The organism is Cyanobium sp. ATX 6F1 (assembly GCF_024346315.1).
Taxonomy (GTDB): Bacteria; Cyanobacteriota; Cyanobacteriia; order PCC-6307; family Cyanobiaceae; genus ATX-6F1.
Genome location: NZ_JAGQCS010000004.1, coordinates 58,771 through 81,327 on the forward strand (window position 1 = coordinate 58,771; position 22,557 = coordinate 81,327).

At 64.9% G+C, this 22,557-nt stretch carries 28 protein-coding genes; 5 read left to right on the forward strand and 23 right to left on the reverse strand.

Annotation, left to right across the window (positions count from 1 at the left end):
* Positions 1-98: 98 nt before the first annotated feature.
* The 4 genes from KBZ13_RS07355 to KBZ13_RS07370 all read right to left on the reverse strand — a co-directional run bounded on the left by KBZ13_RS07355 (position 99) and on the right by KBZ13_RS07370 (position 1,367).
* Positions 99-344 (reverse strand): hypothetical protein, encoded by a 246-nt coding sequence (locus KBZ13_RS07355; protein WP_255007862.1) that lies wholly within the window; start codon positions 342-344, stop codon positions 99-101.
* Between the two features lie 54 nt (positions 345-398).
* A complete protein-coding gene (locus KBZ13_RS07360; RefSeq protein ID WP_255007864.1) occupies positions 399-680 on the reverse strand; it encodes a 2Fe-2S iron-sulfur cluster-binding protein in 282 nt (93 codons plus the stop codon).
* Between the two features lie 139 nt (positions 681-819).
* On the reverse strand, positions 820-1,056 hold the full coding sequence (locus tag KBZ13_RS07365; protein WP_255007865.1) for a chlorophyll a/b-binding protein: 237 nt from the start codon (positions 1,054-1,056) through the stop codon (positions 820-822).
* Between the two features lie 167 nt (positions 1,057-1,223).
* Positions 1,224-1,367: a chlorophyll a/b-binding protein gene (locus KBZ13_RS07370; protein WP_255007867.1), complete on the reverse strand. Its 144-nt coding sequence runs from the start codon at positions 1,365-1,367 to the stop codon at positions 1,224-1,226.
* A 356-nt stretch (positions 1,368-1,723) separates the two neighbouring features.
* Between KBZ13_RS07370 and KBZ13_RS07375 the strand changes: the two genes are divergently transcribed.
* Together KBZ13_RS07375 and KBZ13_RS07380 are read left to right on the forward strand one after the other, a co-directional pair.
* Positions 1,724-1,852 carry a hypothetical protein gene (locus tag KBZ13_RS07375; RefSeq protein ID WP_255007869.1) on the forward strand — a complete coding sequence of 43 codons (129 nt, stop codon included), beginning with the start codon at positions 1,724-1,726 and terminating at the stop codon, positions 1,850-1,852.
* 127 nt (positions 1,853-1,979) lie between these two features.
* The gene (locus tag KBZ13_RS07380) at positions 1,980-2,396 is read left to right on the forward strand and encodes a PilZ domain-containing protein (protein WP_255007870.1); all 417 of its coding nucleotides are present in this window, start codon (positions 1,980-1,982) and stop codon (positions 2,394-2,396) included.
* On the opposite strand, the gene KBZ13_RS07385 is transcribed toward KBZ13_RS07380, so the two are convergent.
* Together KBZ13_RS07385 and KBZ13_RS07390 are read right to left on the reverse strand one after the other, a co-directional pair.
* Positions 2,391-5,213 carry a hypothetical protein gene (locus KBZ13_RS07385; RefSeq protein ID WP_255007872.1) on the reverse strand — a complete coding sequence of 941 codons (2,823 nt, stop codon included), beginning with the start codon at positions 5,211-5,213 and terminating at the stop codon, positions 2,391-2,393. The genes KBZ13_RS07380 and KBZ13_RS07385 overlap by 6 nt on opposite strands.
* Positions 5,210-5,821, reverse strand: a complete 612-nt coding sequence (locus KBZ13_RS07390) for a hypothetical protein (protein ID WP_255007874.1) — start codon at positions 5,819-5,821, stop codon at positions 5,210-5,212. Before KBZ13_RS07390 ends, KBZ13_RS07385 begins: the two co-directional genes overlap by 4 nt.
* 74 nt (positions 5,822-5,895) lie before the next feature.
* Here KBZ13_RS07390 and KBZ13_RS07395 point away from each other — a divergent pair, with 74 nt between their 5' ends.
* Genes KBZ13_RS07395 through KBZ13_RS07405 form a run of 3 tightly spaced genes read left to right on the forward strand, consistent with a single transcriptional unit; the run spans position 5,896 to position 8,604 of the window.
* Positions 5,896-6,927, forward strand: a complete 1,032-nt coding sequence (locus tag KBZ13_RS07395; RefSeq protein WP_255007876.1) for a methyltransferase domain-containing protein — start codon at positions 5,896-5,898, stop codon at positions 6,925-6,927.
* Positions 6,920-7,474: a 2'-5' RNA ligase family protein gene (locus tag KBZ13_RS07400; protein ID WP_255007878.1), complete on the forward strand. Its 555-nt coding sequence runs from the start codon at positions 6,920-6,922 to the stop codon at positions 7,472-7,474. Before KBZ13_RS07395 ends, KBZ13_RS07400 begins: the two co-directional genes overlap by 8 nt.
* A 41-nt stretch (positions 7,475-7,515) precedes the next feature.
* Complete coding sequence (locus KBZ13_RS07405; protein WP_255007880.1) at positions 7,516-8,604, forward strand: DUF389 domain-containing protein; 1,089 nt, start codon at positions 7,516-7,518, stop codon at positions 8,602-8,604.
* Positions 8,605-8,916: 312 nt separating this feature from the next.
* Here KBZ13_RS07405 and KBZ13_RS07410 read toward each other — a convergent pair whose 3' ends face one another.
* The 17 genes from KBZ13_RS07410 to KBZ13_RS07490 form a co-directional block, all read right to left on the reverse strand.
* Positions 8,917-9,060, reverse strand: a complete 144-nt coding sequence (locus tag KBZ13_RS07410) for a hypothetical protein (protein ID WP_255007881.1) — start codon at positions 9,058-9,060, stop codon at positions 8,917-8,919.
* Positions 9,061-9,232: 172 nt separating this feature from the next.
* Complete coding sequence (locus tag KBZ13_RS07415; protein WP_255007883.1) at positions 9,233-9,721, reverse strand: hypothetical protein; 489 nt, start codon at positions 9,719-9,721, stop codon at positions 9,233-9,235.
* 39 nt (positions 9,722-9,760) lie between these two features.
* A complete protein-coding gene (locus KBZ13_RS07420; RefSeq protein ID WP_255007884.1) occupies positions 9,761-10,462 on the reverse strand; it encodes a VIT1/CCC1 transporter family protein in 702 nt (233 codons plus the stop codon).
* Between the two features lie 203 nt (positions 10,463-10,665).
* The gene (locus KBZ13_RS07425; protein WP_255007886.1) at positions 10,666-11,145 is read right to left on the reverse strand and encodes a VOC family protein; all 480 of its coding nucleotides are present in this window, start codon (positions 11,143-11,145) and stop codon (positions 10,666-10,668) included.
* Positions 11,146-11,649: 504 nt separating this feature from the next.
* The gene (locus KBZ13_RS07430; protein WP_255007887.1) at positions 11,650-12,450 is read right to left on the reverse strand and encodes a hypothetical protein; all 801 of its coding nucleotides are present in this window, start codon (positions 12,448-12,450) and stop codon (positions 11,650-11,652) included.
* Between the two features lie 89 nt (positions 12,451-12,539).
* Positions 12,540-14,024, reverse strand: a complete 1,485-nt coding sequence (locus KBZ13_RS07435; protein WP_255007889.1) for a DUF1254 domain-containing protein — start codon at positions 14,022-14,024, stop codon at positions 12,540-12,542.
* A 188-nt stretch (positions 14,025-14,212) separates the two neighbouring features.
* Complete coding sequence (gene hsdR / locus KBZ13_RS07440) at positions 14,213-16,558, reverse strand: EcoAI/FtnUII family type I restriction enzme subunit R (protein ID WP_255007891.1); 2,346 nt, start codon at positions 16,556-16,558, stop codon at positions 14,213-14,215.
* Positions 16,555-16,938, reverse strand: coding sequence for a HEPN domain-containing protein (locus KBZ13_RS07445; RefSeq protein ID WP_255007893.1), 384 nt, complete (start codon positions 16,936-16,938; stop codon positions 16,555-16,557). Before KBZ13_RS07445 ends, hsdR begins: the two co-directional genes overlap by 4 nt.
* Positions 16,925-17,308 carry a nucleotidyltransferase domain-containing protein gene (locus tag KBZ13_RS07450; RefSeq protein ID WP_255007895.1) on the reverse strand — a complete coding sequence of 128 codons (384 nt, stop codon included), beginning with the start codon at positions 17,306-17,308 and terminating at the stop codon, positions 16,925-16,927. The genes KBZ13_RS07445 and KBZ13_RS07450 overlap by 14 nt, the downstream gene beginning before the upstream one ends.
* A 334-nt stretch (positions 17,309-17,642) precedes the next feature.
* Positions 17,643-17,978 carry a nucleotidyltransferase domain-containing protein gene (locus KBZ13_RS07455; RefSeq protein WP_255007896.1) on the reverse strand — a complete coding sequence of 112 codons (336 nt, stop codon included), beginning with the start codon at positions 17,976-17,978 and terminating at the stop codon, positions 17,643-17,645.
* Positions 17,975-18,268: a nucleotidyltransferase substrate binding protein gene (locus tag KBZ13_RS07460; RefSeq protein ID WP_255007898.1), complete on the reverse strand. Its 294-nt coding sequence runs from the start codon at positions 18,266-18,268 to the stop codon at positions 17,975-17,977. Before KBZ13_RS07460 ends, KBZ13_RS07455 begins: the two co-directional genes overlap by 4 nt.
* 8 nt (positions 18,269-18,276) lie before the next feature.
* Positions 18,277-19,041, reverse strand: coding sequence for a DUF429 domain-containing protein (locus tag KBZ13_RS07465; RefSeq protein WP_255007900.1), 765 nt, complete (start codon positions 19,039-19,041; stop codon positions 18,277-18,279).
* A 68-nt stretch (positions 19,042-19,109) separates the two neighbouring features.
* The gene (locus KBZ13_RS07470) at positions 19,110-19,322 is read right to left on the reverse strand and encodes a hypothetical protein (RefSeq protein WP_255007902.1); all 213 of its coding nucleotides are present in this window, start codon (positions 19,320-19,322) and stop codon (positions 19,110-19,112) included.
* Positions 19,319-19,570 (reverse strand): addiction module protein, encoded by a 252-nt coding sequence (locus tag KBZ13_RS07475; RefSeq protein WP_255007903.1) that lies wholly within the window; start codon positions 19,568-19,570, stop codon positions 19,319-19,321. Before KBZ13_RS07475 ends, KBZ13_RS07470 begins: the two co-directional genes overlap by 4 nt.
* Positions 19,571-19,696: 126 nt before the next feature.
* Positions 19,697-20,269 (reverse strand): restriction endonuclease subunit S, encoded by a 573-nt coding sequence (locus KBZ13_RS07480; protein WP_255007904.1) that lies wholly within the window; start codon positions 20,267-20,269, stop codon positions 19,697-19,699.
* Positions 20,266-21,648 (reverse strand): N-6 DNA methylase, encoded by a 1,383-nt coding sequence (locus tag KBZ13_RS07485; RefSeq protein WP_255008199.1) that lies wholly within the window; start codon positions 21,646-21,648, stop codon positions 20,266-20,268. Before KBZ13_RS07485 ends, KBZ13_RS07480 begins: the two co-directional genes overlap by 4 nt.
* Entirely contained in the window at positions 21,536-22,039 is a 504-nt protein-coding gene (locus KBZ13_RS07490; protein ID WP_255007905.1) for a hypothetical protein, read from the reverse strand. The genes KBZ13_RS07485 and KBZ13_RS07490 overlap by 113 nt, the downstream gene beginning before the upstream one ends.
* Between the last annotated feature and the right edge of the window lie 518 nt (positions 22,040-22,557).

The following is a 22,557-nucleotide window of genomic DNA, read 5'->3' on the forward strand; positions in this document are numbered from 1 at the left end:
GGCGTACAGCCGTTGTGGAGCGCTGGGGGATAGGGGAGAAACTCAGCTCCAGAAAGGCTTTTCAGGGGCCGGACCTGGAGCCGGGGGCGTAGGGCCCGTCAGCTCAGCTTCTGCTTCGGCCTGGCCTTCGGTTTGGGGAACGGCAGTTCCCGGGCCGTGGCCACCAGCAGCTGCCGCAGCCGGGCGGGATCCTCGATTTCGTCCCGCACCCGGAAATAGGGCTTGGCCCCCGGGTAGGGGGGATGCTCCGCAGGCGCGCCGAGGATCTCCCGTCCTGCAGCCGTCGGCTTGACGAATAGATCGTTGTCACAGACCAAGGCCACCACGACAGGATCCGTGGCCATGGGGTAGGGACTGATCGTTGTTCAGCCTGGAGCACCACCCCTCGGCCGCTGGCCTCAGAGTTCGACTTCCACGTTGGTCTGGAGCGTGCAGTCACTTTTGGGGTAGCTCAGGCAGAGCAGGGCGTAGCCGGCGCGCATCTGATCGTCATCGAGGAAGTTCTGCTCCGACTGATCCACGCTGCCGGCCAGGATCTTTCCTACGCAGGTGCTGCAGCCCCCAGCCCGGCAGGAAAAGGGGAGGTTGAAGCCCTGTCGTTCCGCGGCGTCGAGGATGTAAGTGATGTCGTCGCAGGTGAAGGACCCACCGCCTTCGATCGAAATGGTGTAGTTCGCCATTGGGAGAACGATGGGCTGGATCCAGTCTCACAGGCTGAGCCAGCCCAGGCCACAGGAGTTCAGAGATGTGGCGTCTGGGCGCATAAAAACCCCTAGGCAGGGCCTGGGGGTTGCTGGATGTCTCGCCTGGGGATCAGGTTCAGAAGCAGAAGGGAAGGAACTGGGTGTGGCAAGCGGTGAAGCCGTCCACCAGGGGCCCCAGACCGATCTGGTGGGCAATACCGGCGCCGGTCAGACCTTCGGTGATGATCCCGATCACGATGCCGAGCATGGCGGCCCGACCGTTGAACAGTTCCGCACGCTTGAGCTGTTCAAGGTGGGTCGCCTGGGTGGCGAAATCCTGGGCAGAGTTGTTGCTAGAGGGAGTGGTGGTCATGGTTGATACGGGGTGGGATGAATGTTCAGACAGCAAGCGCTGGAGTCAGCGGGAGCTGGAGGGGAGATCAGTGGGACGGGAGACAACAAACGTGACCATGCCCGTGAGCAACAGCACAACCGTGATCAGGCCGGTGATGGCTGAGGTGTAATCGGTGGACATGGGGTTCAACCGAGACCGATCTGGGAGAGGATGCCTTGACCGGTGAGCAGCTCGGTGCCCAGGCCGATCACAAAGCCGAGCATGGCCAGACGGCCATTCCAGGTTTCGGCGAAGGCAACGAAACCGAAGCGGGGGGTGGAATCAGCCATGGCTGCAACGAAGTGTTGCGAGAATTGTAACAGGTTGTAACGGCGCTGAGGACCGTCCCGCCCTCCGCAGTTCCGGGCCGGCGCCGAACCACCGCACCCCCGGGCCCGAGGGATCAAGCCCACCACAGGCCTGGCCTGCCTGGGCGCCGGATCAAAGCAGGTCTGCGGGGGAAGCGGGCCTGGGCGGTGATTCATGACACAACTTGGTGTAATCAGCTACAGACAGATGGGGCTTGATCGGGTCCGGCGCATGCTTATGGTTGAACTGCGGTGCGATGTTCCGCTGCTCAGCCCAACCCTTCCCAATGGCCCACGTCACCACCAGTCCAGCCCGAGACCAGGCCCTTCGGGACTCATTGCTCGTCCGTTACGCCGCCGCCGCCGCCGCCGGCAACATCGAGCTGAAACGGGCCCTCAATCAAGAAGCCGTCTATCTAGGCATTCAGCTCAACAACATCGTCGGTCTGACACCTGGCAGCCACTGAAGCCTGACCAGGCTCAAGGCACCGCTGCAACGCCGCCGGGGGATGGTGATCGATGCGTCCGTTGCTGTTGAAAACTCCGCTTAAACTCTGGCCCTGAACAGTCGTGTCCCCAGCAGGGACCACAGAGATGAGTGCTTCAGGGGTGGCGGGGTTACCGGAGCGAAGGCACACGCGCTTTCCCTTGCCCTCCAACCTGGCACCTGTGATCGCCGAGTTCCGCGGCCCCGCGGACGAGTTGCTCCCCGGCCGCCTCTGGGACATCAGCTCCGCCGGAGCCTGCCTTTATCTGTCCCGCACGGCGGTGGTGGACGAGAACAGCCTGGGTGTGTTGATGGTGCGACTGCCGAACAGCCTCGATGAGCTGTCCCTGCCGGTGCAGGTCTGCTGGGCCACGACGCCCTCGCCCACCACCACCTTGGTGGGCATGGTGTTCAGCGAGGGCCTGCTGGCCCCCGGCACCTTCCTGGATGAGTACATGAAAGGCTCCTGGGCCGAGCGGCTGGAGCATTTCCGCACCGCCCAGGTGACGCGCTTTTTTTCATAGGGTCAGGGGCGCCAGGGGCTCGATCTCCGGCCGCCGGCCCCCCACCTGGTTGGTGCGCAACACCAGGGCCGAGGCCCCATGCTCGAGGAACACCTTGATCACCGTGTCGGAGGCGAGCCGCGGCAGCATCGTCCGCCAGCTGCTCAATCCCCGGGCCAGGTTGGCCAGGGGCCGATCCTCCAGGCTGCTCCCCAGCAGGTAGGCGTTCTGGCGCCAGTCGGCGCGGGTGCGCCCCAGGGGATGCAGCTCCCGCCTCAGGGCGCGCTCCAGCCGCAGCAACTGCGCCAGCCGCTGGGCCGGCTCGGGGTTCTCGCGCTCCCACTCCCGGCGCAGGGTGGGATCCACGGCCTGGATCTGCTCCAGCAGCAGCCGGATGGCGCCGAACAGGGCCTGGTTGGAGTCCTGGGCGCAGTTGTTGGCTGGACCGACGAAGGTGGCGCCGGTGCCATCCCCCACCCGGTAGCGGGCGGTCATCGCCGCCAACTGGCACTCGAACAGGGCCAGGGGGGAGCGCAGCTCGTCCCCCACCTGGTAGGGGGCGGTGAAAGGCGGGAAGCGGATCAGGATGTCGGCCACGGGGCGGGTGCCGAGCCAGCCCGCCTGTCGATCGCCCATGTAGCGCCACCAGCTGTGGGCGCCGGCGATCACGCCATCGCCGTTGTGGGCATACACCTGGTGGTAGTCGATCGCCAGGGACGGCTCGGCGGCGAGTGGTTCGAGCACCACCTCGGCGGTGCCGTAGGCGAAGTGGCCGAAGATGAGGCCCGAGGCCGCAGCCGCCTCCCGCCGCTGGCCGCCGATGCCGCCGTAGACGTGCAGCACCAGCAGGCGATCGCCGATCCGCCAGTCGGCGAGCAGGGCCTGGGGATTCGCCCGGCGGCCGCTCACCAGCACCGAGCTGAGGCTGCCGGCGGAGGTGTCGGCCCAGGCCTCACGTTTGAGGTAGCGCCAGGCGGCGCGCCGGCCGCTGATCACCCGCTCCGGCGCCAGGCGCAGCAGCGCCCGCGGCGCCATCGACTGCACCACCAGCCGGCCCTCGCCATCGCTCACCCCGGCGACATACCAGCCCTCGCGGTTCGGCGGCAGTTGGTTCAGGTCGGTGCTGGTGGAGGGCCGCAGGCCTTCGCTGTTGGCGATGGGCTCCGGCAAACGCAGCTCCAGGGCGGCGCCACTGAAGCTGCGCCGCAGGGGGTCGAAGGCCACGGCTTGCCAGAGGTCGCCGCCCAGGGGTTTCTGGAACTGCACCAGGGCCATCCCGCTGGTCTGGCGCGGCTCGGCGACGATCTGCAACTCTGGCACAGCGCCGGTCGTCTCGATCCGCACCGGCTCCGGCAGGGCCACGAACTGGTCGTCATAGGGACGCGCCCCGGCCAGGGATTCCAGCGGCGTCACCTGGCGCCAGCCCTCCAGACGCACCGGGTGCACCCCACCCTGGCGGAGGCTGTGGCGCGCCTCCTCGCTGAAGTGCACATCGAACACGATCGCGGCCAGGTGGGGGTCGTCCCAGTGCAGGCGCAGGGTGCGGCCCACCAGGTCCGCCGCCTCGGCCGGCGCTCGGAACACCTCGAAGTCCACGCTGCCGTCGCGCTGCTCAGGGGAAGGCAGGATCAGGCGGCCGAGCCAGCGGTCCAGGGGCCGGAAGGGGCCGGGGGTGGGCTCCAGCTGCCCGGTGTCACGGGCCCGATCGAGCTGGTGCCAGCGGTTGGCCCGGGCCAGGCCGTAGCTGCTGCCCTCCGGGAGCGCCAGGGGCGGCACCACCGGCCGCTCGCCCAGGATCGCGGCCACCAGATCCAAGGTCTGCTGAAGAGGGCTGCGGCCATCGGGGAGCAGCGCTTCGCCATCGAGGATGCCGCCGGGGAGCTCATGGCCCACGGGGCCCAGGGGGATCAGGCTCACCTTGCCCCGCCGCCTGGCCCGGTTCCAGTAGGAGAGCGCCACCAGGGGCCAGCGCCGGGGGAAGACGATCCGCCCGAAGCGCTCGACGCGATCGCGATCCCCCACCAGGTGGTAGAGGTGCTGGACCTGGAGAAAGGGGTTGCCGCCGGCGAACACGCCCCCCAGGGAGATCACCTCGATCGGGGCCTCCAGGGCGCGGCGCAGGTAGGGCAAGGCCCCCAGGGAAATCTGGCCGCCGCCGCTGAAGCCCAGCAGGGTGATCGGCAGGCCCGTGCCGAGGGGGTAGCCGTTGGCCACCAGGCTGTCGACGATCACCTGGGCAATGCCCTGGTTGTAGATCGGCCCGTAGCGCTCGTCGGCGGAGACCGCCACCACGGTGACGTTGCGCAGGTTGATGATCAGCCCCAGCAGGCTGCGGGGGTTCTTGAGGCGCAGGCGATCCACCCAACGCCAGAACACCGCCAGCCAGCCCATTTCGGTCAGCGGCACGTTGACCACCGAGTAGGGCATGATTCCGCGCACGATCGGCGTGTCATCCGGCAACCGCTGGGCGAGGCGGCGCAGGAAGTCTTCGCCTTCGGGCAGGGCCTCGGCGGAGGCCTGGCCGATGCCATCGAGGTAGACGACCATGCGCGCCAGGGGCTGTTCGCCGCGCCGCGGTGTGGCCAGCACCCCCGTCGCCGGGTGGCCCTCCACACCTCCGCCATACCAGCCCGCCCACCAGCCCAGGGCTTCGAGCGGAGCGAGCAAGGCGGCGATCAGGAACAGCAGCGCCCCGATCGTGACCAGCTCGATCGCGACGCCGAACGTGCGATGCAGCAGCGCATAGAGCGGTGCCAGGGCCAGGCCGGCGCCCGGCAGCAGCACCAGGGCCAGGGCGACCAGCAGCCACCAGCGGCGGGAGAAGGGGGGCAGCTTCATCGCCGCCCCGAGCGCAGCAGGGCCTGCAATTGCGGCCGGTCGCTGACCACAGCCACACCGGCGGCCCGATCCAGAAGTTGCTGGCCCAGGGCGATCACGGGCTGACCGGCGGTGCGTTCCAGCAGCTGGCTCAGCAACCAGCCGCCGATCAGACAGGCGAAGGCGCTCCAGGACCCCAGACCCGTGACCGCGTGCAGACCGACCACGAAGGCGATCGCGGTCCAGAGCGAGAGCAGCGACAGCAGCGGCACCCCCAGGTAGGGCAGCACCCCCAGGAAGCTCAGCAGCTGGGGGGCGTAGGCCAGGGCGAGGGCGCGCACCACCAGGGCCAGGGGCACGGGGTTGCGGAACACCAGCTGCGCCACCAACGCCGTGCTCAAGGCCCAGACCAGGAACCCGAAGGCGAACAGCAGCGTCTGCACCAGCAGCGTGAGCAGGAAACGCAGGGGCGTGACCCGGTTGATGAACAGGATGAAGCCCTGGGCGATCTCCCGGCTCAGCCCCGCCGCCAGCACCAGCGGCAGCCCCAGCCCCGGCAGCTCCCGCATGGCGCGGAAGCTGGCCGGATCGAGGGCCAGGGCCCCGGGGATCACCTCGCTGAAGCCCACCAGAGCTGGATCCGGGGATGCAGTCGTTGTACTCCCCCGGCGCCAGACTGGCTGTTCCTTTCCCCCTGCCCCCCGTGCATAGCGCCGTTCAGGAGTACTACGGCAGCACCCTGGCGGGCACGGCTGACCTGCGCACGGATGCCTGCTGCGACGCCAGCGCCCTGCCCGAGTCGCTGAAGCCCCTGTTGGCAGGCCTCCACCCCGAAGTGCTGGAGCGCTACTACGGCTGCGGCCTGGTGGCGCCGCCGGTGCTGGAAGGCACGCGGCTGCTGGATCTGGGCTGCGGCAGCGGCCGGGATGTGTACCTGCTCGCCCAGCTGGTGGGAGCCACGGGCGAGGTGATCGGCGTCGACATGACCCCCGAGCAGCTGGCGGTGGCCGAAGCCCACCGCGCCTTCCAGGCCGAGGCCTTCGGCTACGCCAACGTGCGCTTCCTTTCGGGCCTGATCGAGCAGCTCGAGGCCTTGCCCCTGGAGCCCGCCAGCTTCGATGTGGTGGTCTCCAACTGCGTGGTCAACCTCAGCACCGACAAGCTGGCCGTGCTGCGGGGTGTGCGGCGGTTGCTGAAACCCGGGGGTGAGCTGTACTTCGCTGATGTCTACGCCGACCGGCGGGTGCCGATCGAGCTGCAGGGCGATCCGGTGCTCTACGGCGAATGCCTGAGTGGGGCGCTCTATGGCCCCGATTTCGTGCGGCTGGCGCGCCAGGCGGGTTTCGCCGATCCGCGTCTGGTGGAGCAGCGGCCCCTGGCCGTCACCGATCCGGAGCTGGCGGTGAAGCTGGGGGAGCTGCGCTTCCGCTCGGCCACCTACCGGCTGTTCGCGCTCGATGATCTGGAGGAAACCCGAGAGGATTACGGCCAGACGGCGACCTATCTCGGCACGGTGACCGACCGTCCCGAGACGTTCAGCTTCGATCAGGAGCTGGGCTTTGCGCGCGGGGTGGCCCAGCCGGTGGATGGCAACACGGCGCGGATGCTCAGCGAGAGCCGCCTTGCCCCCCACTTCGAGCTGCACGGCGATCGCTCCCGCCACCGGGGCCAATTTCTGGCCGCAGCCGCGGCGGCTGAAGCGGATCCTGCTCCCGCGCCAGCCTGTTGTGGCTGAAGCCGCCGGGCCCTATGCCCTCTGGCTGCTGCCGGCGCCGGAGCAGGCCCAAGTTCTGCAGGCGTTGATCGAGCGCCTGGCCGAGCGTTACGAGGCGCCGGCCTTTGCCCCCCATGTGACCCTCTGTGCTGGCGATCGGTCGGGGGCTTTGGAGCCTTGGCTGGAGGCCACGGCCACGCTGGCCAGCCGCCTGGCGCCCCTGGAGCTGGCCACGGCGGGACCCGCCTGGTGCGATGACTTTTTCACGTTCTTTTATCTGCTGCTGCCGGATCCAGCCGCCGCCGAGCTGCTGGAGCGTGCTCGCTTGGCTTTCCCAGGCAGCGACGGGCCGCCGCTGGGGCCCCACCTGAGCCTGCTCTACGCCGAGCCGGAGCAAGGGCAACCCGGCGCTGCGATCGACCGGGCGGCCCTGGCCCGGGAGCTGGCGCCGGAGCTGCCGGCGCGCCTCAGCTTCGATTCCCTGGCGCTGGTGCGGCCGGGGCCCGGCGGTTGGCGCCATGGCTGGCCCTGGCGGGTTGAGGGTCGTTTCAGGTTGGGAGCGGCGTAGGCGGCCCCTGCCGATAACTTGCTTCTTTGCCCGTGCTCGCCATGGCTGGGATGGTGGCCGCCGCGGAGGAGGGCCGGCTTGAGGCCCTGACGAAGGAATTCGAGCGGGAGGCCAGCTTCAACCAGGTGTTCGTCGTGCTCACGGTGGGCGCCAGCCTGATCGCCACCCTGGGTCTGCTGGCCAACAGCCCGGGTGTGGTGATCGGCGCCATGGTGGTGGCCCCGTGGATCATGCCCCTGCAGGCGATGGCCTTCGAGATCCTGCGGGGGCGGGTGGGGATGCTGCTGCGGGCGTTCCGCACCCTGATGCTCGGGGTGGTGATCTGTGTGGCGCTTTCGATGGGGTTGGGAGCCCTGGTGGCGTTCCCCAGCTTCGGAACGGAGGTGATCAACCGAACGAGCCCGAACCTGCTCGATCTGGGCGTGGCCCTGGCGGCCGGAGCGGTGGCGATGTACGCCAAGTTGCGTAAGGAGGCGATCTCCGCCCTGGCCGGCCTGGCGATCGCCGTGGCGCTGGTGCCGCCGATGTGCGTGGTGGGGCTCTTGCTTTCAGCCGGCCAGAGGACCGAGGCCTACGGAGCGCTGTTGCTGTTCGCCACCAACCTGCTTGGGATCATGGTGGGCGCCATGGCGGCGCTGGCCACCCTCGAGCGCGTCTACCGGGCCAGGCTGTTCCACAGCCGGCTCGGCCTGATCAGCGTGGGCCTCACCGCCTTGCTCGTGATTCCCCTGGGCAGCAGCTTTTTTCGGCTGGTGGGCAGCTACCGCCAGCAGGCGGCGGCGCAGCGGGTGGAGGCCCTGATCGAGCAGCGGCTGCGGAGCAGCACGATCACCCTGGGCAGTGACCCGGCCATCGATCTGGTGGGGATCAGCATCGACTGGCAGAAGAATCCACCCCAGATCGACGCCCGGGTCCGCGTCACCGACCCCGATCTGCCCACCCCCAAGCAGGTGGCGGCGGTGCAGGAGTTCATCAATCAGCAACAGGCCCCGATGCGCTTCCGGCTGCTGGTGCAGCGCACCGCGGTGGATCTGATCGGACCGGAAACCCCACCCAATCCAGCCGCCATGGGGGGGCCAGCTCTCCTGGGGCTGCCGCTGCCGGGAGCCGTTCCACAGGACGTCGACTAGCTCTCCGTTGTCATGGCCGTTGCCGTGCCCGTTGCCGATGGCTCCACGGCCGGTGCCGTTGGCAGCTCGGGTGCGGCGGCAGCGGCAGGCCGAGCAGATCGGCGACCACGTTGTGCCCGGCGAAGCGGCCCCTTGGCCCAAGCCACCGCGATCGCTGATGACATCGCCCAACCCAGCAGGACCAAGGGGACCAGGCAGAGGGTGGGCATTTGGCGGGTCAAGGTTTGTTGTGCCTTGTCTTGCCATCACACCAACCACAGGCCAGAGAGCCCACGGGCGTGCTCAACCTGGTCGTTCTCCAGGCGACATGGCTCAGGGCAGGGTGAAGCCTGATTGCAGGTTCCTGAGGTCGAGCATCACCCAGGTGACCCAGATCACGAGCGCCACCAGGCCGGAGATCGCCGCCACTTTTGCGCTGGCTCTCAGAACCACCTCCAGAAGGCTGATTTCTTTCATGGGCCGATCCAGCGGGCCCTCCATCTTGCTACCGCCGGGTTCGCCGGGGCTCAAAGCTTGCCGTTGAACGCCTGGTTCAGCTGGGATGGTTTCCATGGCGCCAGGGATCTGTCGTGGGTTGAACGGATTGAGACAACTTGTACCCCCCGCAGCGCAAAACTCCCACTCCCGTTCAGCGATCAGCTTGGGCACTGGCTTTCGCCAGCGACTCCCGCAGGGCGGCGAGCTGGGGGCCCAACGCCTCCGCCTGGGCGGGGTAGCGGTGGTACTGGAACACGATGCGTCGTTTGGCCCCGCTCTGGCGCACCAGTTCGATCCATTCCGAGCCGCCATCGTCGCAATCGGGGCAGCCGATCACGACCTGGGGCTTCGTGAGTTGAAGGCTGTCCGCCAGGCGAACGAGCGTCCGCCAGGTCTGCGGGGGAAGGCTGGTGAGCTGGATTTTCGGCGCCAGCGTTGTGCCGTTCGGAGTGCGCCAGGCCCGGCGCTCATAGCGCCCGCGGGTTCCCAGCAGCTCCAGTTCCTCCTCGCAGTAGCCCACGCAATGGCCGAAGCTGCTGCCGCTGCGGAGGACGACCAGGGGATCACGGGGCGCCGCGATTCCCGCAGGCAGCGCCGCCAGCCCCAGGCAGGCGATCCACAGGGGGATGGTGGTTGTCATGCGGCTCCAGAATTGACCATCAGCGGGCTGGCCCGTGCCTCAACCGATCCGGTTCAGCCACAGGCCGATCGCCACCCCGGCCAGGGCGGCACAACCGGCGATCGACACCGTGGTCAGCACCGTGGGCAGCACCGCGCGCTCGCCGATCCGGGCACGGCCGTAGCCCAGCAGCACCAGTAGTACCAGGGTCATCAGCAGCGACACCGGCCGGGCCTGCTCCAGCGGCAACAGGGCGAAGGCCATCACCGGCGTCAGCCCCGCGAACAGATCCGACACGAGCATCCACAGTGCATGGGCCCAGGGCTGCTGGCGACTGGAGGCAGAGGGCACCGCGGCGCGGCGCTCCAGTTCCGGCAGCGTCGCCGGCCGCTGCTGCAGGTCGCTCTCAATGGCCGCCAGGGTGGCCGGCTGCAGGCCCGTGCGGCCCAGGCGGCCCATCAGCGCGGCGATCTCGCCGGTGGGATCGGCCCCCACGGCCTTGAGGCGGCGGCGGCTGTCCACCCGCTCCTGGTCCTGCTCTGACTGCAGGTCGAGGAACACCCCCGCCATCATCGAGACGGCGGCGGCCACGGCTCCGGAGGCACCCGCGATCAGCACGCTCTTGCCGGAGCTGGCTGTGAGTGCCACCCCGGCCACCAGGCCGAAGATCGACACGGTGCCGTCCTCCATCCCGAAGACGACATCGCCGATCGAGGCCTCAAACGAGGATCTCAGTGAATGGAGCAGGTTCTGGCGTGGCATGGAGGGGGGGATTCAGCCGGATCGCCTGTGAGACGCGAGAGGAAGGCGAGATCTGCGTACAAGTCTGCCTCGGCAAGTGAGGCGCAGACCGTGTACAGCTTGCGATTCATTCACGCGTCGGACGTTGCCACCCATCGGCAGTCATTGCTGTCCATCAGGGTCCCTTCTCGATGACGGGCCCAACCACCGCGCCGCTGAAACTGTCATTCCTGAAGGGCGGCTTCGATCGTGGCGATGTCGATCTTCGTCATCTCCATCATCGCCGCAAAGGCACGCTTTGCGGCCTTGGGTTCGGGATGCGCCAGGGCTGCTGTGAGCACCCGCGGGGTGATCTGCCACGACACTCCCCAGCGGTCTTTGCACCAGCCACAGGAACTCTCCTGGCCTCCGTTCGCCGTGATGGCGTGCCAGAGACGATCCGTTTCTTCCTGGTCGTCGGTGGCGATCTGGAAGGAAAAGGCTTCGCTGGGGCGGAAGGCGGGGCCCCCATTGAGGCCCAGGCAGGGGATTTCGCAGACCGTGAACAACACCGTCAGCACATCGCCCTGCTTCCCGGAGGGGTAATCACTCGGGGCATGAAATATGGCACCCAGCTCGCTATCCGGGAACGTTGAGGTGTAGAACGTGGCCGCCTCGAGCGCTGCGCCGTCGTACCACAGGCAGATCGTGTTTTTTGCCACCATCGTGTTTCTGCGGTGCACTGGAAAGACGTAGGTAAGGGTAAGGCGATGATGCGAGGTTGATCTGGGCTTGCTATGGGGCTGTTGGGAACTCCGTGGCGCTCAAGGGTTTTCGGTTCAGGCGGGTTGGGTGTTGCGGGTGGTGGAGTTCCATCGCTGCAAGTTATGTCGAATGCTCATGCTCCGCCGACGACGGCAATGTCTGGTGCGGGGCCTGCGAGCCAGAGGGCTGACGCGACCTCAGGGATGGGAGCCTGGCCTCCATCCGACCCAGCGCGCCGGCGAGCAGGTGCGACAGGAAGACGCCAGTCCGGCGCCTTGTCATCGCGGCCCAACGGCGCCGATCAGCTCTCAAGAAGAAGCCCTCTCGCCATGGGCAGAGAGCTCAGAGGGCACTTCTACGGATGAAGAGGCCCTCTTAGGCGGCGTTTTGATTGGCCCAGGTTGATCTCACCGGGATTCAAGAAGGCAGGTGCGAACTGCCTTAGCCAGGCGGCTCATGGGCGGCTACTTGGCGCCAGCGTTGTACTGGTAGTTGCCTTCGAACTGGTCGAGAACGACGGTGTTGGGTGGGTTGGAGTCGGCGGCGGCCGTCAGAACCATCTCCTTGTCCAGTTGGCGTGATCTGAACTGCCATCCCTTCGGCAAGGTCAGGCGCTGGCCCAGGGTTGGCAGGTTATCGATGGTGTTCTTGGGGTCCGCTTTCAGGGACAGGCTGAACATGGTGTAAACGGCGCCCTCGGGAGTGATCAGTTCATATACCGTTTCGCCCGCATTGAAGATCATGCGACTGTCACGTTTGGAGACCAACGGCTTGTAGGCCACGGGCGGTCCGGAAACGAACTTGTCGAAACTCGGGACTTCGAAGGTGCCGTCCACGTTCAAGGGGATCGTGCCGATCACTCTCTGCTTGCAGCCATCCCAGGACATCGCCGTTAGGCTATTCGCCACGAAACGCCGTGGGCCATTGAAGAAGATCCCGTCGCCCCCGAACGTCTTCTTCAAGGTCTCCGTATTCAGAGCTCGGAAGCGCGCGTCCATCTCGTCGTTGGGCGCTGGAAGGGCGTTGCTGAGAGAGTTGAAGTAGTTGCCGATCCCGCCACCGTTGGGCTGGCGGAACATGAACAGAATCTCGTAGAAGGCCTTGCCGCGCCAGTTCTCAGCCTTGATCGGGCAGGGATCCGTCAGTTTGACGATCGGTCCGGCTGCCGGTTTGGCTTGGGCTTGTGCCGTGGGGTGCCAGCCCACCGAAGCGACCAGCGCGGCAGCGGTGAAGAAGGTAGGCAAGACGTAAAGAATCAACTTCATGATCGAAACGTTCGATGGGTTGGTTGAGGGTGAATCGAGAGAGCGAATGGCCATGAGCGCTGATCAGAGACCGAGATTGATGAATCCGATCATTGCGCCTGCATCACCGCCGGCGGCTTCCAACTGCCTGTGCCGGGGGGCAGGATCGACGGTGGGGTGGCCTTCGGCCAGTACAGGCGCATCACCATGTAGATCGGGCCATCAGGCGCGGGCAGCCAGTTGGCTTCCTTACCTTTGCCAGGCGAATCCTTCTGGATGTAGAGGGTGAGCGACCCGTCGGCGTTCTTCTTCAGCTGGGGCAGCATCGGCGAGTTGATCAGGTAGCGGTTGATCGGGTTTTTGATCAGGAGCTGCGTCGTGCCGTTGTACATGGTCATCGACCAGAAGGCGTTGACAGGAGGGAGCTGATCCTTGGGGAAAGTCAGCTTGTATTTGTGCTTGGCTCCGTCGAGTCTCTCGCCGCTGGCGAGCGTCTTGGTCAACGGATACATGGCTTCAACGGCATCGTTGCCGAAGATTCCGCCTTTGGCGCCAGCGGCTCGCTTCAGCCAGTCGCCGTTATAAAACTCTCGGTTGCCAAACAACGAGCCGACCTTCCAGCCATTGATGTTCTTCTGTCCGGCTTCCAGGTAGCTTTCGATCCTGGCGCCGCCTTCCTTAATCGCAAGCACGATGGCGGCCTGGCGCTCAGGCGGCAGATCCTTGATGCTGAACATCTTGCCCGGGCCGATGCCGATGCTGGCGAGCTTGGCGCGGATGGCTATTTCCTCAGGACCAGGCGGCGCAAACTGCAGCGCGAAGGCCAGGTAGTCGAAGAAGTTAGTCTTCACCAGCTCCTTGTCGATCTTCGGAAAATTGATCGGAGGTGCGGCTGGCGGGGGCGGCTGCTTGAGGTAAGCCGACAGCGGCTGTGTCCTGTAGCCCGCCTGCACTTTCTCAACGTTGGGCAGGTCCTTGGGGTCGAAAAGCTGGGTCCGGAAAATCGCCAGCGAGAAGTCGGTGCCCGAGCGGAACACCTGCTTGATGCCCGGCGGTTGTTCACCCTTCCAACGGGGGCCGACGATCAGGTAGTCGCCGGCTTCATGGCCAGTGGCGCGGCTGCCGATATAGCCGTAATTGAAGGTGTTGCCGTCAATCAATTGCACCGAGTAGTAACGCTTGTTCTCCACCAACGGGACTGACACCACTTGCGGCTCGGCGCGAAGGTCCATCCAGAGAAGCGAATAAGGCGTGTCACTGTTCGGCGTCGGGATCGCCGTATCCTGGTAGGTGAAGACGCGAGCCTCGTTGAAAATCTGGTTGAAGGGCGCCTTCCACTGGCCAGAATTCTTGTTCAAGATGTACTCGTTCATCACCGCATAATTCATCACGATTGGCAGACCGTAGATGAAACCCTCCTGTGCGATGGTCTTGACTTCCGCGATGCCGGGCACCGGCAGACCGGCGACCGCATCCATCTTCGCTGCTTGAGCAACGGGGACGGCGGGTTTGCCGTAGCCGGCGAGCGCCATCAGAGGGAGCGACCCGCATACAAAGCACGACACCAACGCCTGTCTTTGTTTGACCACCGTCATCACCATGGGCTGAATGAGAAGCCCACCGTAGCCTTGGGATCTCACGCTTGGTAGAGCCCGCCCAACGTCTCCGATCACCTGCCCGCTCGGAGCTGGTGGGTGTTCCAGCAAGTCTGCGATGGCGAGTCAGGAGCATCAGGCTCTGAGCCACGATCTGTTCGCGCTGCCGGGATTTAGCGAAGCCGCCCTCATCGGGCGGTGGCTTCATAAAGATATCTCTGGAAGCCTGAAAAGAGCTGACCGATGTCTTCGGGCCTGCCCAGATCGGCCACGGCATCGGCAATGGAGTTCTGGTAGCGAAGGCAGAGCAACGGCGTGAGTTTCTCTTGAGCGAGCTCCTGCACGCCCATCGTCACGTAGTGCTGGAGCACGAAATCCAGGAAGAGCTGTTGCTTGCTGGTGAATCTGGAATGGATGTACAGACGGGCCTGCTGGGCGCGCGCCTCGCGGGGGATGGGCTGCAGGGCATAGGCCACATGGGCCAGCACATCAAACAGATCGCTGTTGCCTGCATCAATAATCGACTGCATCTCGGCCAGCTGCGCTGCACCGAAACCCTTCTCCGCGAGGCCTTGGAGCAACTTGCTGCGGGTGTCTGGTGCACTCCAGAGCGCTCGCAGCTCGGCTTCATCCTTCACGAACTCCGGCAACTGGCCATAGAGCAGTTCCAGGAACTGCTGAGAACTCATCGGCCTGCCATCGGGGTGCCAGAAGCTGGTCACCGTCATGTGCTGGATGGAGCGTTCCTTGCCGTCACCCAACTTGATCCGGGCTCTGGTGCGGCTGGGCTGGCCGCTGGTGTCATCCTCGTCGCCTGGATCCTTGGGGTCAGGGGGATCGATGCGCTGCTCCGGTGCCCGAGGCACAACCTCTTCCGGCTCCGTGGGTTCACCGTCCCACTCCGGATCACTGAAGTGATGGTGCGCCTTCACGAAGTCGTAGATCGTGAAGTACTCCTTGCCGTCAAACAGGCGGGTGCCACGGCCGATGATCTGCTTGAACTCGATCATCGAGTTCACCGGCCGCAGCAGCACGATGTTGCGCACATTGCGGGCGTCCACGCCGGTGGAGAGCTTCTGGGAGGTGGTGAGGATGGTGGGGATGGTCTTCTCGTTGTCCTGGAAGGCGCGAAGGGCCTGGTTGCCCAGTTCGCCGTCGTTCGCCGTCACGCGCTGGCAGTAGTTGGGATCGGGGCTGGCCTTGAGCTGGTTGATCAGATCACGGATCGCCAGGGCGTGGTCCTGGGTGGCGCAGAACACCAGGGTTTTCTGGCGCTGATCGATCTGAGCCATGAAGATCTCGACCCGCTGCTGCTCGCGCTGTTTGATCTCGATGATCCTGTTGAAGTCGGCTTCCTTGTAGAGCTTGCCGGCTTCGATCTCCCCTTCCACCACCGTGTCATCGGGGGTGTAGACGTACTCATCGAGGGTGGTGGTGACCTGCTTGACCCGAAAGGGGGTGAGGAAGCCGTCGTTGATGCCCTCCTTGAGGGAATAGGTGAACACCGGTTCGCCGAAGTAGGCGTAGGTGTCGGTGTTGTCCTTGCGGCGCGGGGTGGCGGTGAGCCCGAGTTGCACGGCGGGGGCGAAGTATTCGAGGATGCCGCGCCAGGTGGATTCGTTGTTGGCGCCGCCGCGGTGGCATTCATCGATCACGATGAAGTCGAAGAAATCCGGCGGGTACTGGCCGAACCAGGGGGAGCGCTTGCCGTCGCGCAGCGGCCCGCTCATGAAGGTCTGGAAGATGGTGAGGAACACGCTGGCGTTGGTGGGCACCCGGCCTTTCTTGCGCAGGGCATCCGGCTCCAGGCGGGCCAGGGCGCCCTCTTCGAAGTCGGCGAAGGCGGTGAAGTCGTTGAAGGCCTGATCGGCGAGGTTGTTGCGATCGGCCAGAAACAGGAGGCGGGGCCGGCGGCTGGGTTGGCCCGAGAGGTTCCAGCGGGCCGCAAACAGCTTCCAGATGATCTGAAACGCGATCGAAGTTTTGCCGGTGCCGGTGGCCAGCGTCAGCAGGATGCGGCTGCTGCCGGAGGCGATGGCCTCAAGCACGCGGGTCACGGCGATGTCCTGATAGAAGCGGATCTGCCAGCTGCCGCCCTTGTCTGGGTAAGGGATGGCGGCGAAGCGATCACGCCAGGCGTTCTCTTCGGCAAAGGTGCGGTCCCATAGCTCCTGGGGGCTGTGGAAAGCGTCGAGCTCCGCCTCCTCGCCCGTGGCCCGATCGATGGCGTAGACGCCCTTGCCATTGCTGGCGTAGGTGAAGCGGATCTGCAGTTTGGTGGCGTAATCCTTGGCCTGGCCCACCCCCTCGCTGAGTGGCAGGCTGTCGGCCTTGGCCTCCACCACCGCCAGCTGGGTGTTGCGGTAGGTGAGCACGTAGTCGGCGATCAGTGGCTTACCGCGGCGGCCGCCGCCCTCGATCCGGCCCGGGGTGATCGAGTATTCGCGGCGGATGCGGCTGCCCTCCACCACGCCCCAGCCGGCCGCCGTGAGCAGCGGATCAATCAGCTCGGCGCGGGTTTCGGCCTCGTTCATGCGATCAGGGCATCCACGTGGGCGAGCAGCTCAGCACATCGTTGGTTCCAGGCGACGCGATCGAGGTTTTCCAACTCCGGTTCTTCGTCGTAGCGGCGCAGGACGGCAAAGAGAGTGAACCGGCTGAGAGCCATGAAGGGCTCGATCGCAACACCTTGATCCCGCAGCATCTGGAACAGCAGCCGGAGATTGTGCGTGAAGGGTGGTTGTTCTGGAGCCAGAACCAACAGCCAGGCTTTGAGGGATTTTTCTGTGGCCTGTTGGAGATAGAACCCCCAGGTGTCCTCCTCGAAGACGGAGGAGTCCGCCATGGCCATGGCGGCACGCAGATCGCGGTGGGCGATGCGCAGAAAAGCGGCCGACGTCTCAGCTGGCGCCATGCGGAGACTCCTCTGGGTCCAGCCGCCGTCCGTAGCGGAAGGCCTCGGCAATCACATTCTGACGACCATGACGCCGCTCCTCCACCTCACTGGCGGAGTAGAGCAACAGCTCGATCGGCAGGCGGTGATGGGCCAGCTTCCAGCCCAGGGCATCCGTCTCTTCGAAGCGCGAGTGCGTGGCCAGCCAGTCGTCAGGCACCGTCACCAGCAGGTCGATGTCGGAGTCGGGCCGTTCGGTGCCACGGGCGCGGGAGCCGAACAGGCGCACCTCGGCGCCGGGGATCGCCGCCTGGATCTCGGCCGCGATGGTGCCCAGCAGCGGCTCATCCACCACGTAGTGATAGCTGGAGGGGCGGGCCGAGGCGGTCATGGGGAGAAGTCTGAACCAGAACTGGGCATGGTGGTGGTTGTCAGCGTTGCCGGCCCATGGTTGTCAGCTGGACCCTTGCCAGATGCGAATCACCGCAAGGCATCGAAGGCATGGGCCTCCAGCACGGAGTCTTCGGGCTCGGCGTGGAGCACACCGGATCCGCGCAAGGCCGCCCAGGGAGAGGGGTTAGTGGCGGCACCCATGGAGGGTGGCGTCTGGCATGCCACTGATTTGCCGCACCGGATAAACTCCAGATAGTGGGCGAGGAGCTTGGTCACGGAAATGTCCATCCCGACAACGAAAGAGGCATTTTGATCGAGGCCCTGCTTTCTGCTCAGGGCCGATCCCCACGCCGGTAGAACACCACCCCCGCTCGCTGGATGTGATCGATCAGCTCGGGGGACTGGAGCGCGGCCAGGAGCGAGAGGTCGAAGCGCCAGGGCAGCAGCAGATCGTCGAGGGCGACATCGAGGCGGGCAAGGGTGCGGTGATCGAGGTCGACGCCGGAGAGGGTGAGGTCGATGTCGGAGCCGGGACGGTGGCGCCCGAGGGCCCTTGAGCCATAGAGGGTGGCCTGCTCGATGGCCGGAAAGGCGGCGAGGGTGGCCTGGATCCTGGCCACGGCGGCGATGGGCAATCCGTAGCGGGTGGCGGAAGCCTGGGAGGTCATGGCCGGGCCTCCTCTGCCTGGAGGAGTGATTTCAGCACCGTCGCTTCGTCGTAGGTGTGGGCGCTGAGGTTGCGATGGCGGATCATCTCCATCCAGATCTCGCCATCGTTGATCAACCCCTGGGCAAAGGCTTCACGGGTGGTGTCGCGGGAACCGAAGAGGTCGGACACACCGCGGGAGACCAGGAAATCCTTGAGGGTTTTCCAGCTGAGTTCATGGGTGAACTCGAAGGCCTTGATCAACCCCTGCCGTTCCAGGTCACTGAGGCTGCGCTGCTGGGAGAGCTCCACCGCTTCCCTCAAACGCGCCAGTGCCTGGCGGAAGTTGCCGAAGCGTTGCTGCCAGCGGATGTCGACACCTGTCCTGGGTTCAAGGTAGGGAATGGCGCCCGTTCATGCCCCCTCGGCACCACGATCAACCCCGTCTGCGGCTCCCCGTAGCCAACGCACGCGCCACCCATCGCGAGCTGCTGGGCGGCGACGGCACAGAGGGCCGCATCGATCCAGTCGATGTTGGTGAGCTCGCGGCAATCGAGGCCGAGCCGTTGCAGCAGAGCCCAGCGCTCCTGGACTTTGCGGCGCGCCTGGGGAGGGGGAAGTCCGAGGGCCCGGTGCAGGTGCCAGGTGATGGCGTGGGGAAAGGTTTCGAAGCAGCAGCGCTGTTCTCCTGCTGGCAGGGCGCCTGCGGGCAGCTCGGCTGTGGGCAAAGCGGTGAGCAGGGGATGGCTGGGCTCCAGGGCTTGGTAGAGCGCTTCGCCGCGCAGCATCCAGCCGAAGTAGTCCGTTGGGTGCTCGATGGCCCGCTGGCGGCTGGGGCTGGAGAAGCATGGGATCCGCTCGGCCATCAACGCGCGTTCGGCGAGGCGGCTGCGGCCATCCGCGCTCCAGCGGCAGGGGGCATCAATGGCGATCACGCTGGCGCGCACCACCGAGCGGCACCAATGGGCCAGGGCCGCTGCATCGCTGCTGGTGAAGCGGGAGTGATAGGCACCACCGCAGAGGGCCACGGCATGGAAGCCCTTGCGGGCGCCGCCCACATCAATGCCGACGGTGGCGTCAACCAAGACGCTGACGCGTCCAGAGAGCATCCCTTCGGGCATCGAGAACGGCGACCACAGTCAAGTCGTCGACGTCAAACGTGTAGTAGATGCAAAAAGGAAATCGCTTCGACAGCGCTCGATAAACCATGGGCAAGCCCGTGAATCCCTCCGTAGTAGGCCAGAGATTCGCTATCGGCCAGCAAACAGCTACGGAAATAGCCCCCAAGACCCGGAGCCTGCTGCTCGTCAAACCAGAATCCCTCCTCCAGATCTTTCAGAGCATCTGAAGAGATGTTGATGATCATCCACCGAGTTGCTGAAGCTGGGCCTTGGCCTCAGCCCATGGGATCCGCGTAGCCCTGCCATCGGTCAGTCTCTCGCTGCGTTCCCGCAGCACCTCAGCGTGCCATTCAGGTGAGGAGACATCCGCCGGGTGGCTGCAGAGGCTTTGCCAGACCTGCTCAAGAAGACGAACCTTTTCCTGCACAGTGAGCGCATCAAGCACGTCGCCGGAAAGATCAATCGACATGCGCTCCCCCTGTGTTGTGGCCATTCTAGAACCGGTTGGCTGGATTCACCGTGACACCTCCGCCCCGCTATCACTGCGCTTCTGAAGTGGTTGGGCAGTCAGGGCATCAGTGACGGCGGCGAAGGAGAAGCTGAGGCCGCTCGCCATGGCTCAGAGCTCGCCGCTGAAGGCCTGGTGCAGCAGGGATTTTTTCAGGGCCTCCAGCGCGGCGAGTTTGCGTTCGTAGATTTGGGTGAGGCGTTGGGTTTCGGTGGCGAGGGCGTCGAGCAGGCTGACGATCCGCTGCTGTTCGGCCAGCGAAGGAAGCGCGATTGACAACCCAAGGACTTGCTCACGGGAGATGCCGGGGATTGCGGCACCCGTGGAGAGCGCCTGGAAGTCGTCAAATTTCGAACTTAAAAATGCGTAGACAAAGCTCGGCACAGCTCTGGTTACTCGAACGGCCATCAACTGACGACTAATCGCAACTTCGTCTTCGTCGAGCAGATTGACTTTGCCGACGCCCGAGCCCTTGACTGTTATGAGGACATCGCCTCGATTCGCAAGTATCTTTGGATACTCCGTCCACTTTGTGATTACCGGATTAAGTGGCCCAAAGTCGGAGGGTCCAGTGAGATAACCGATGCCCCGAGACTCCGTATTGTAGTCCTTCGCGTCAATGTGCTGTCCAGAAATGAGTTGACAAACGTCACCAAGTGTTTTCGTTTCCCACCCCTTCTTCATAACAGCGCCCTGATGTTCCCCAGCACTTCCGCACTCTCAGCATCCAGCGCCGCAATCTCCTCCATGATCTCTTGCGGACTGCGGTGCGCGATGGCCTCGCCGCCGTTGGGGTTCTTCACCGACAGATCAAAGGTGTACGGGTCGATGGCCGCCACGTCCACGCTCCAGCTCTTGGGCGAGTCGGCTTTGGTCTTCTGCAGGTCGATGAACTCGGCGAGGTCGGCGTCGTTGAGCGGGTTGGTCTTGCCCAGGTTGCGGCCGGGGTCGAGCTGGTAGAACCACACCTTGCGGGTGGGCGAGCCTTTTTCGAAGAACAGCACCACGGTCTTTACGCCCGCCCCTTGAAAGGTGCCGCCGGGGCAGTCGAGCACGGTGTGGAGGTTGCACTCCTCGAGCAGCTTCTGGCGCAGGGCCACCGACGCGTTGTCGGTGTTGGAGAGGAAGGTGTTCTTGATCACGATGCCGGCGCGGCCGCCCGCCTTGAGCACGCGGATGAAGTGCTGGAGGAAGAGGAAGGCGGTTTCGCCGGTGCGGACCGGGAAGTTCTGCTGCACTTCCTTGCGCTCCTTGCCGCCGAAGGGCGGATTGGCAACGATCACATCGAAGCGGTCTTTCTCCTCCACATCGGCGAGGTTCTCGGCGAGGGTGTTGGTGTGGAGGATGTTCGGCGCCTCGATGCCGTGCAGGATCATGTTCATGATCGCGATCACATAGGCGAGGCTCTTCTTTTCCTTGCCGGTGAAGGTGCGGCTCTGAAGGGTTTCCAGATCAGCGGTGGACAGCTCCCCGCGGCGGCGCATGAAATCAAAGGCCTCGCAGAGAAAACCAGCTGAGCCCACCGCTGGATCGCAGACCGTTTCCCCGATCGTTGGATGGACCACCTGGATCACGGCGCGGATCAGCGGCCTTGGGGTGTAGTACTCGCCGCCGTTGCGGCCGGCATTGCCCATCCGCTTGATCTTTTCCTCATAGAGCATCGAGAGCTCATGCTTCTCGGCCTGGGAGCGGAAGCGCAGGCCATCGATCACATCGATGATCTCGCGCAGGTTGTAGCCGCTGCTGATCTTGTTGCGCAGTTCGCCGAAGATCTCGCCGATCTTGTATTCGATCGTGTTCGGCCCGCTGGCGCTCTGCTTGAAGCGCTCCAGGTAGGGGAACAGGCGCTGGTTCACGAAGTCGCGCAGGTCGTCGCCCGTGAGGGCGGCGTGGTGGTCGAGCTGGCCGCTGGCGTTCTTCGGTGCCGCCCAGCTGTTCCAGCGGTAGGGCTCATCGAGGATCGGCGTGGTGCTGCGGCCCTCCAGGGCGGCCACGGTGGCTTTGTCGTCTTCGAGTCCGTCGAGGTACTTGAGGAACAGCAGCCAGGAGGTCTGCTCGGTAATCGAGCTCGGTGCCGCAGCCGGCCTCCTTGCGCAGGCAGTCGTCGATGGCGCGGAACGCCTGCTCAAACGAGCTGGGGGCAGCGGCGCGGGCACCGTTCGGGGCGCGGTTGGAGGGGGCAGAGCTGAATTCCTGGCCATGGCCGGGGGCTTCTTCCGCCGAACCATCCGCCAGTGCCACCGAACCGCCTCGGCCACGGCCGGGCACGATCAGCCGGCGGCTCAGCAGGTCGCCCTTCACCGCTTCGTAGCTGGCTTCGTCCCACTCCAGCATTTCCCGCAGGCGGCCGTTACCCGCTGATCCACCCAGGGCTTCGAGGGCGCCGAGGAACTCGTCGTGGAGGTCATCCTGGGTGTTTGCAGGGGTCAGAGCGTGATCAGGCGCGGTGGTCAAGGGGAGAAGGAGGGCTGAAGGCTAAGGATGGCAGGGTCAGAGAGTTGGGGGGAAGGTTGGGGGGAGTTTGTGGATGAGGGATAAAGCTGGTATGGCATGGACGGGTTTATTTGCATTTAACTCTTGTCATCATCAGGCCGAATATTAAAATGCAGGAGAAGGATCTTGCTGGAGGTAGCTAGTGCAAGGTGATGCTGGTTGATCCTTGACGGGACGCAACTATTGGAGTAAATTCTATACTTAAATTGAAAATATTGTCCAATGCGATCTGCTTCTGTTGCCCGTCTTCCGAGCAGGTAATCTGCAGCATCTGATCAGTCCGAGAAGATCTGCTGAAAGTCAACCTCTGAGATAGTAGTACGCAAATCACGCTTTAGTTCTTCGTACAAGTCTTTGTCTTGTCGCGCGACAGATCTAGCCATCGCTTTGGCAAGCTCAATCTCCTTTTGTGCAATATGAATTGTTATTTTGTTAATGATCATCTTAGGTACTCCGTGACGGCGCGAGAAAATGTCTTT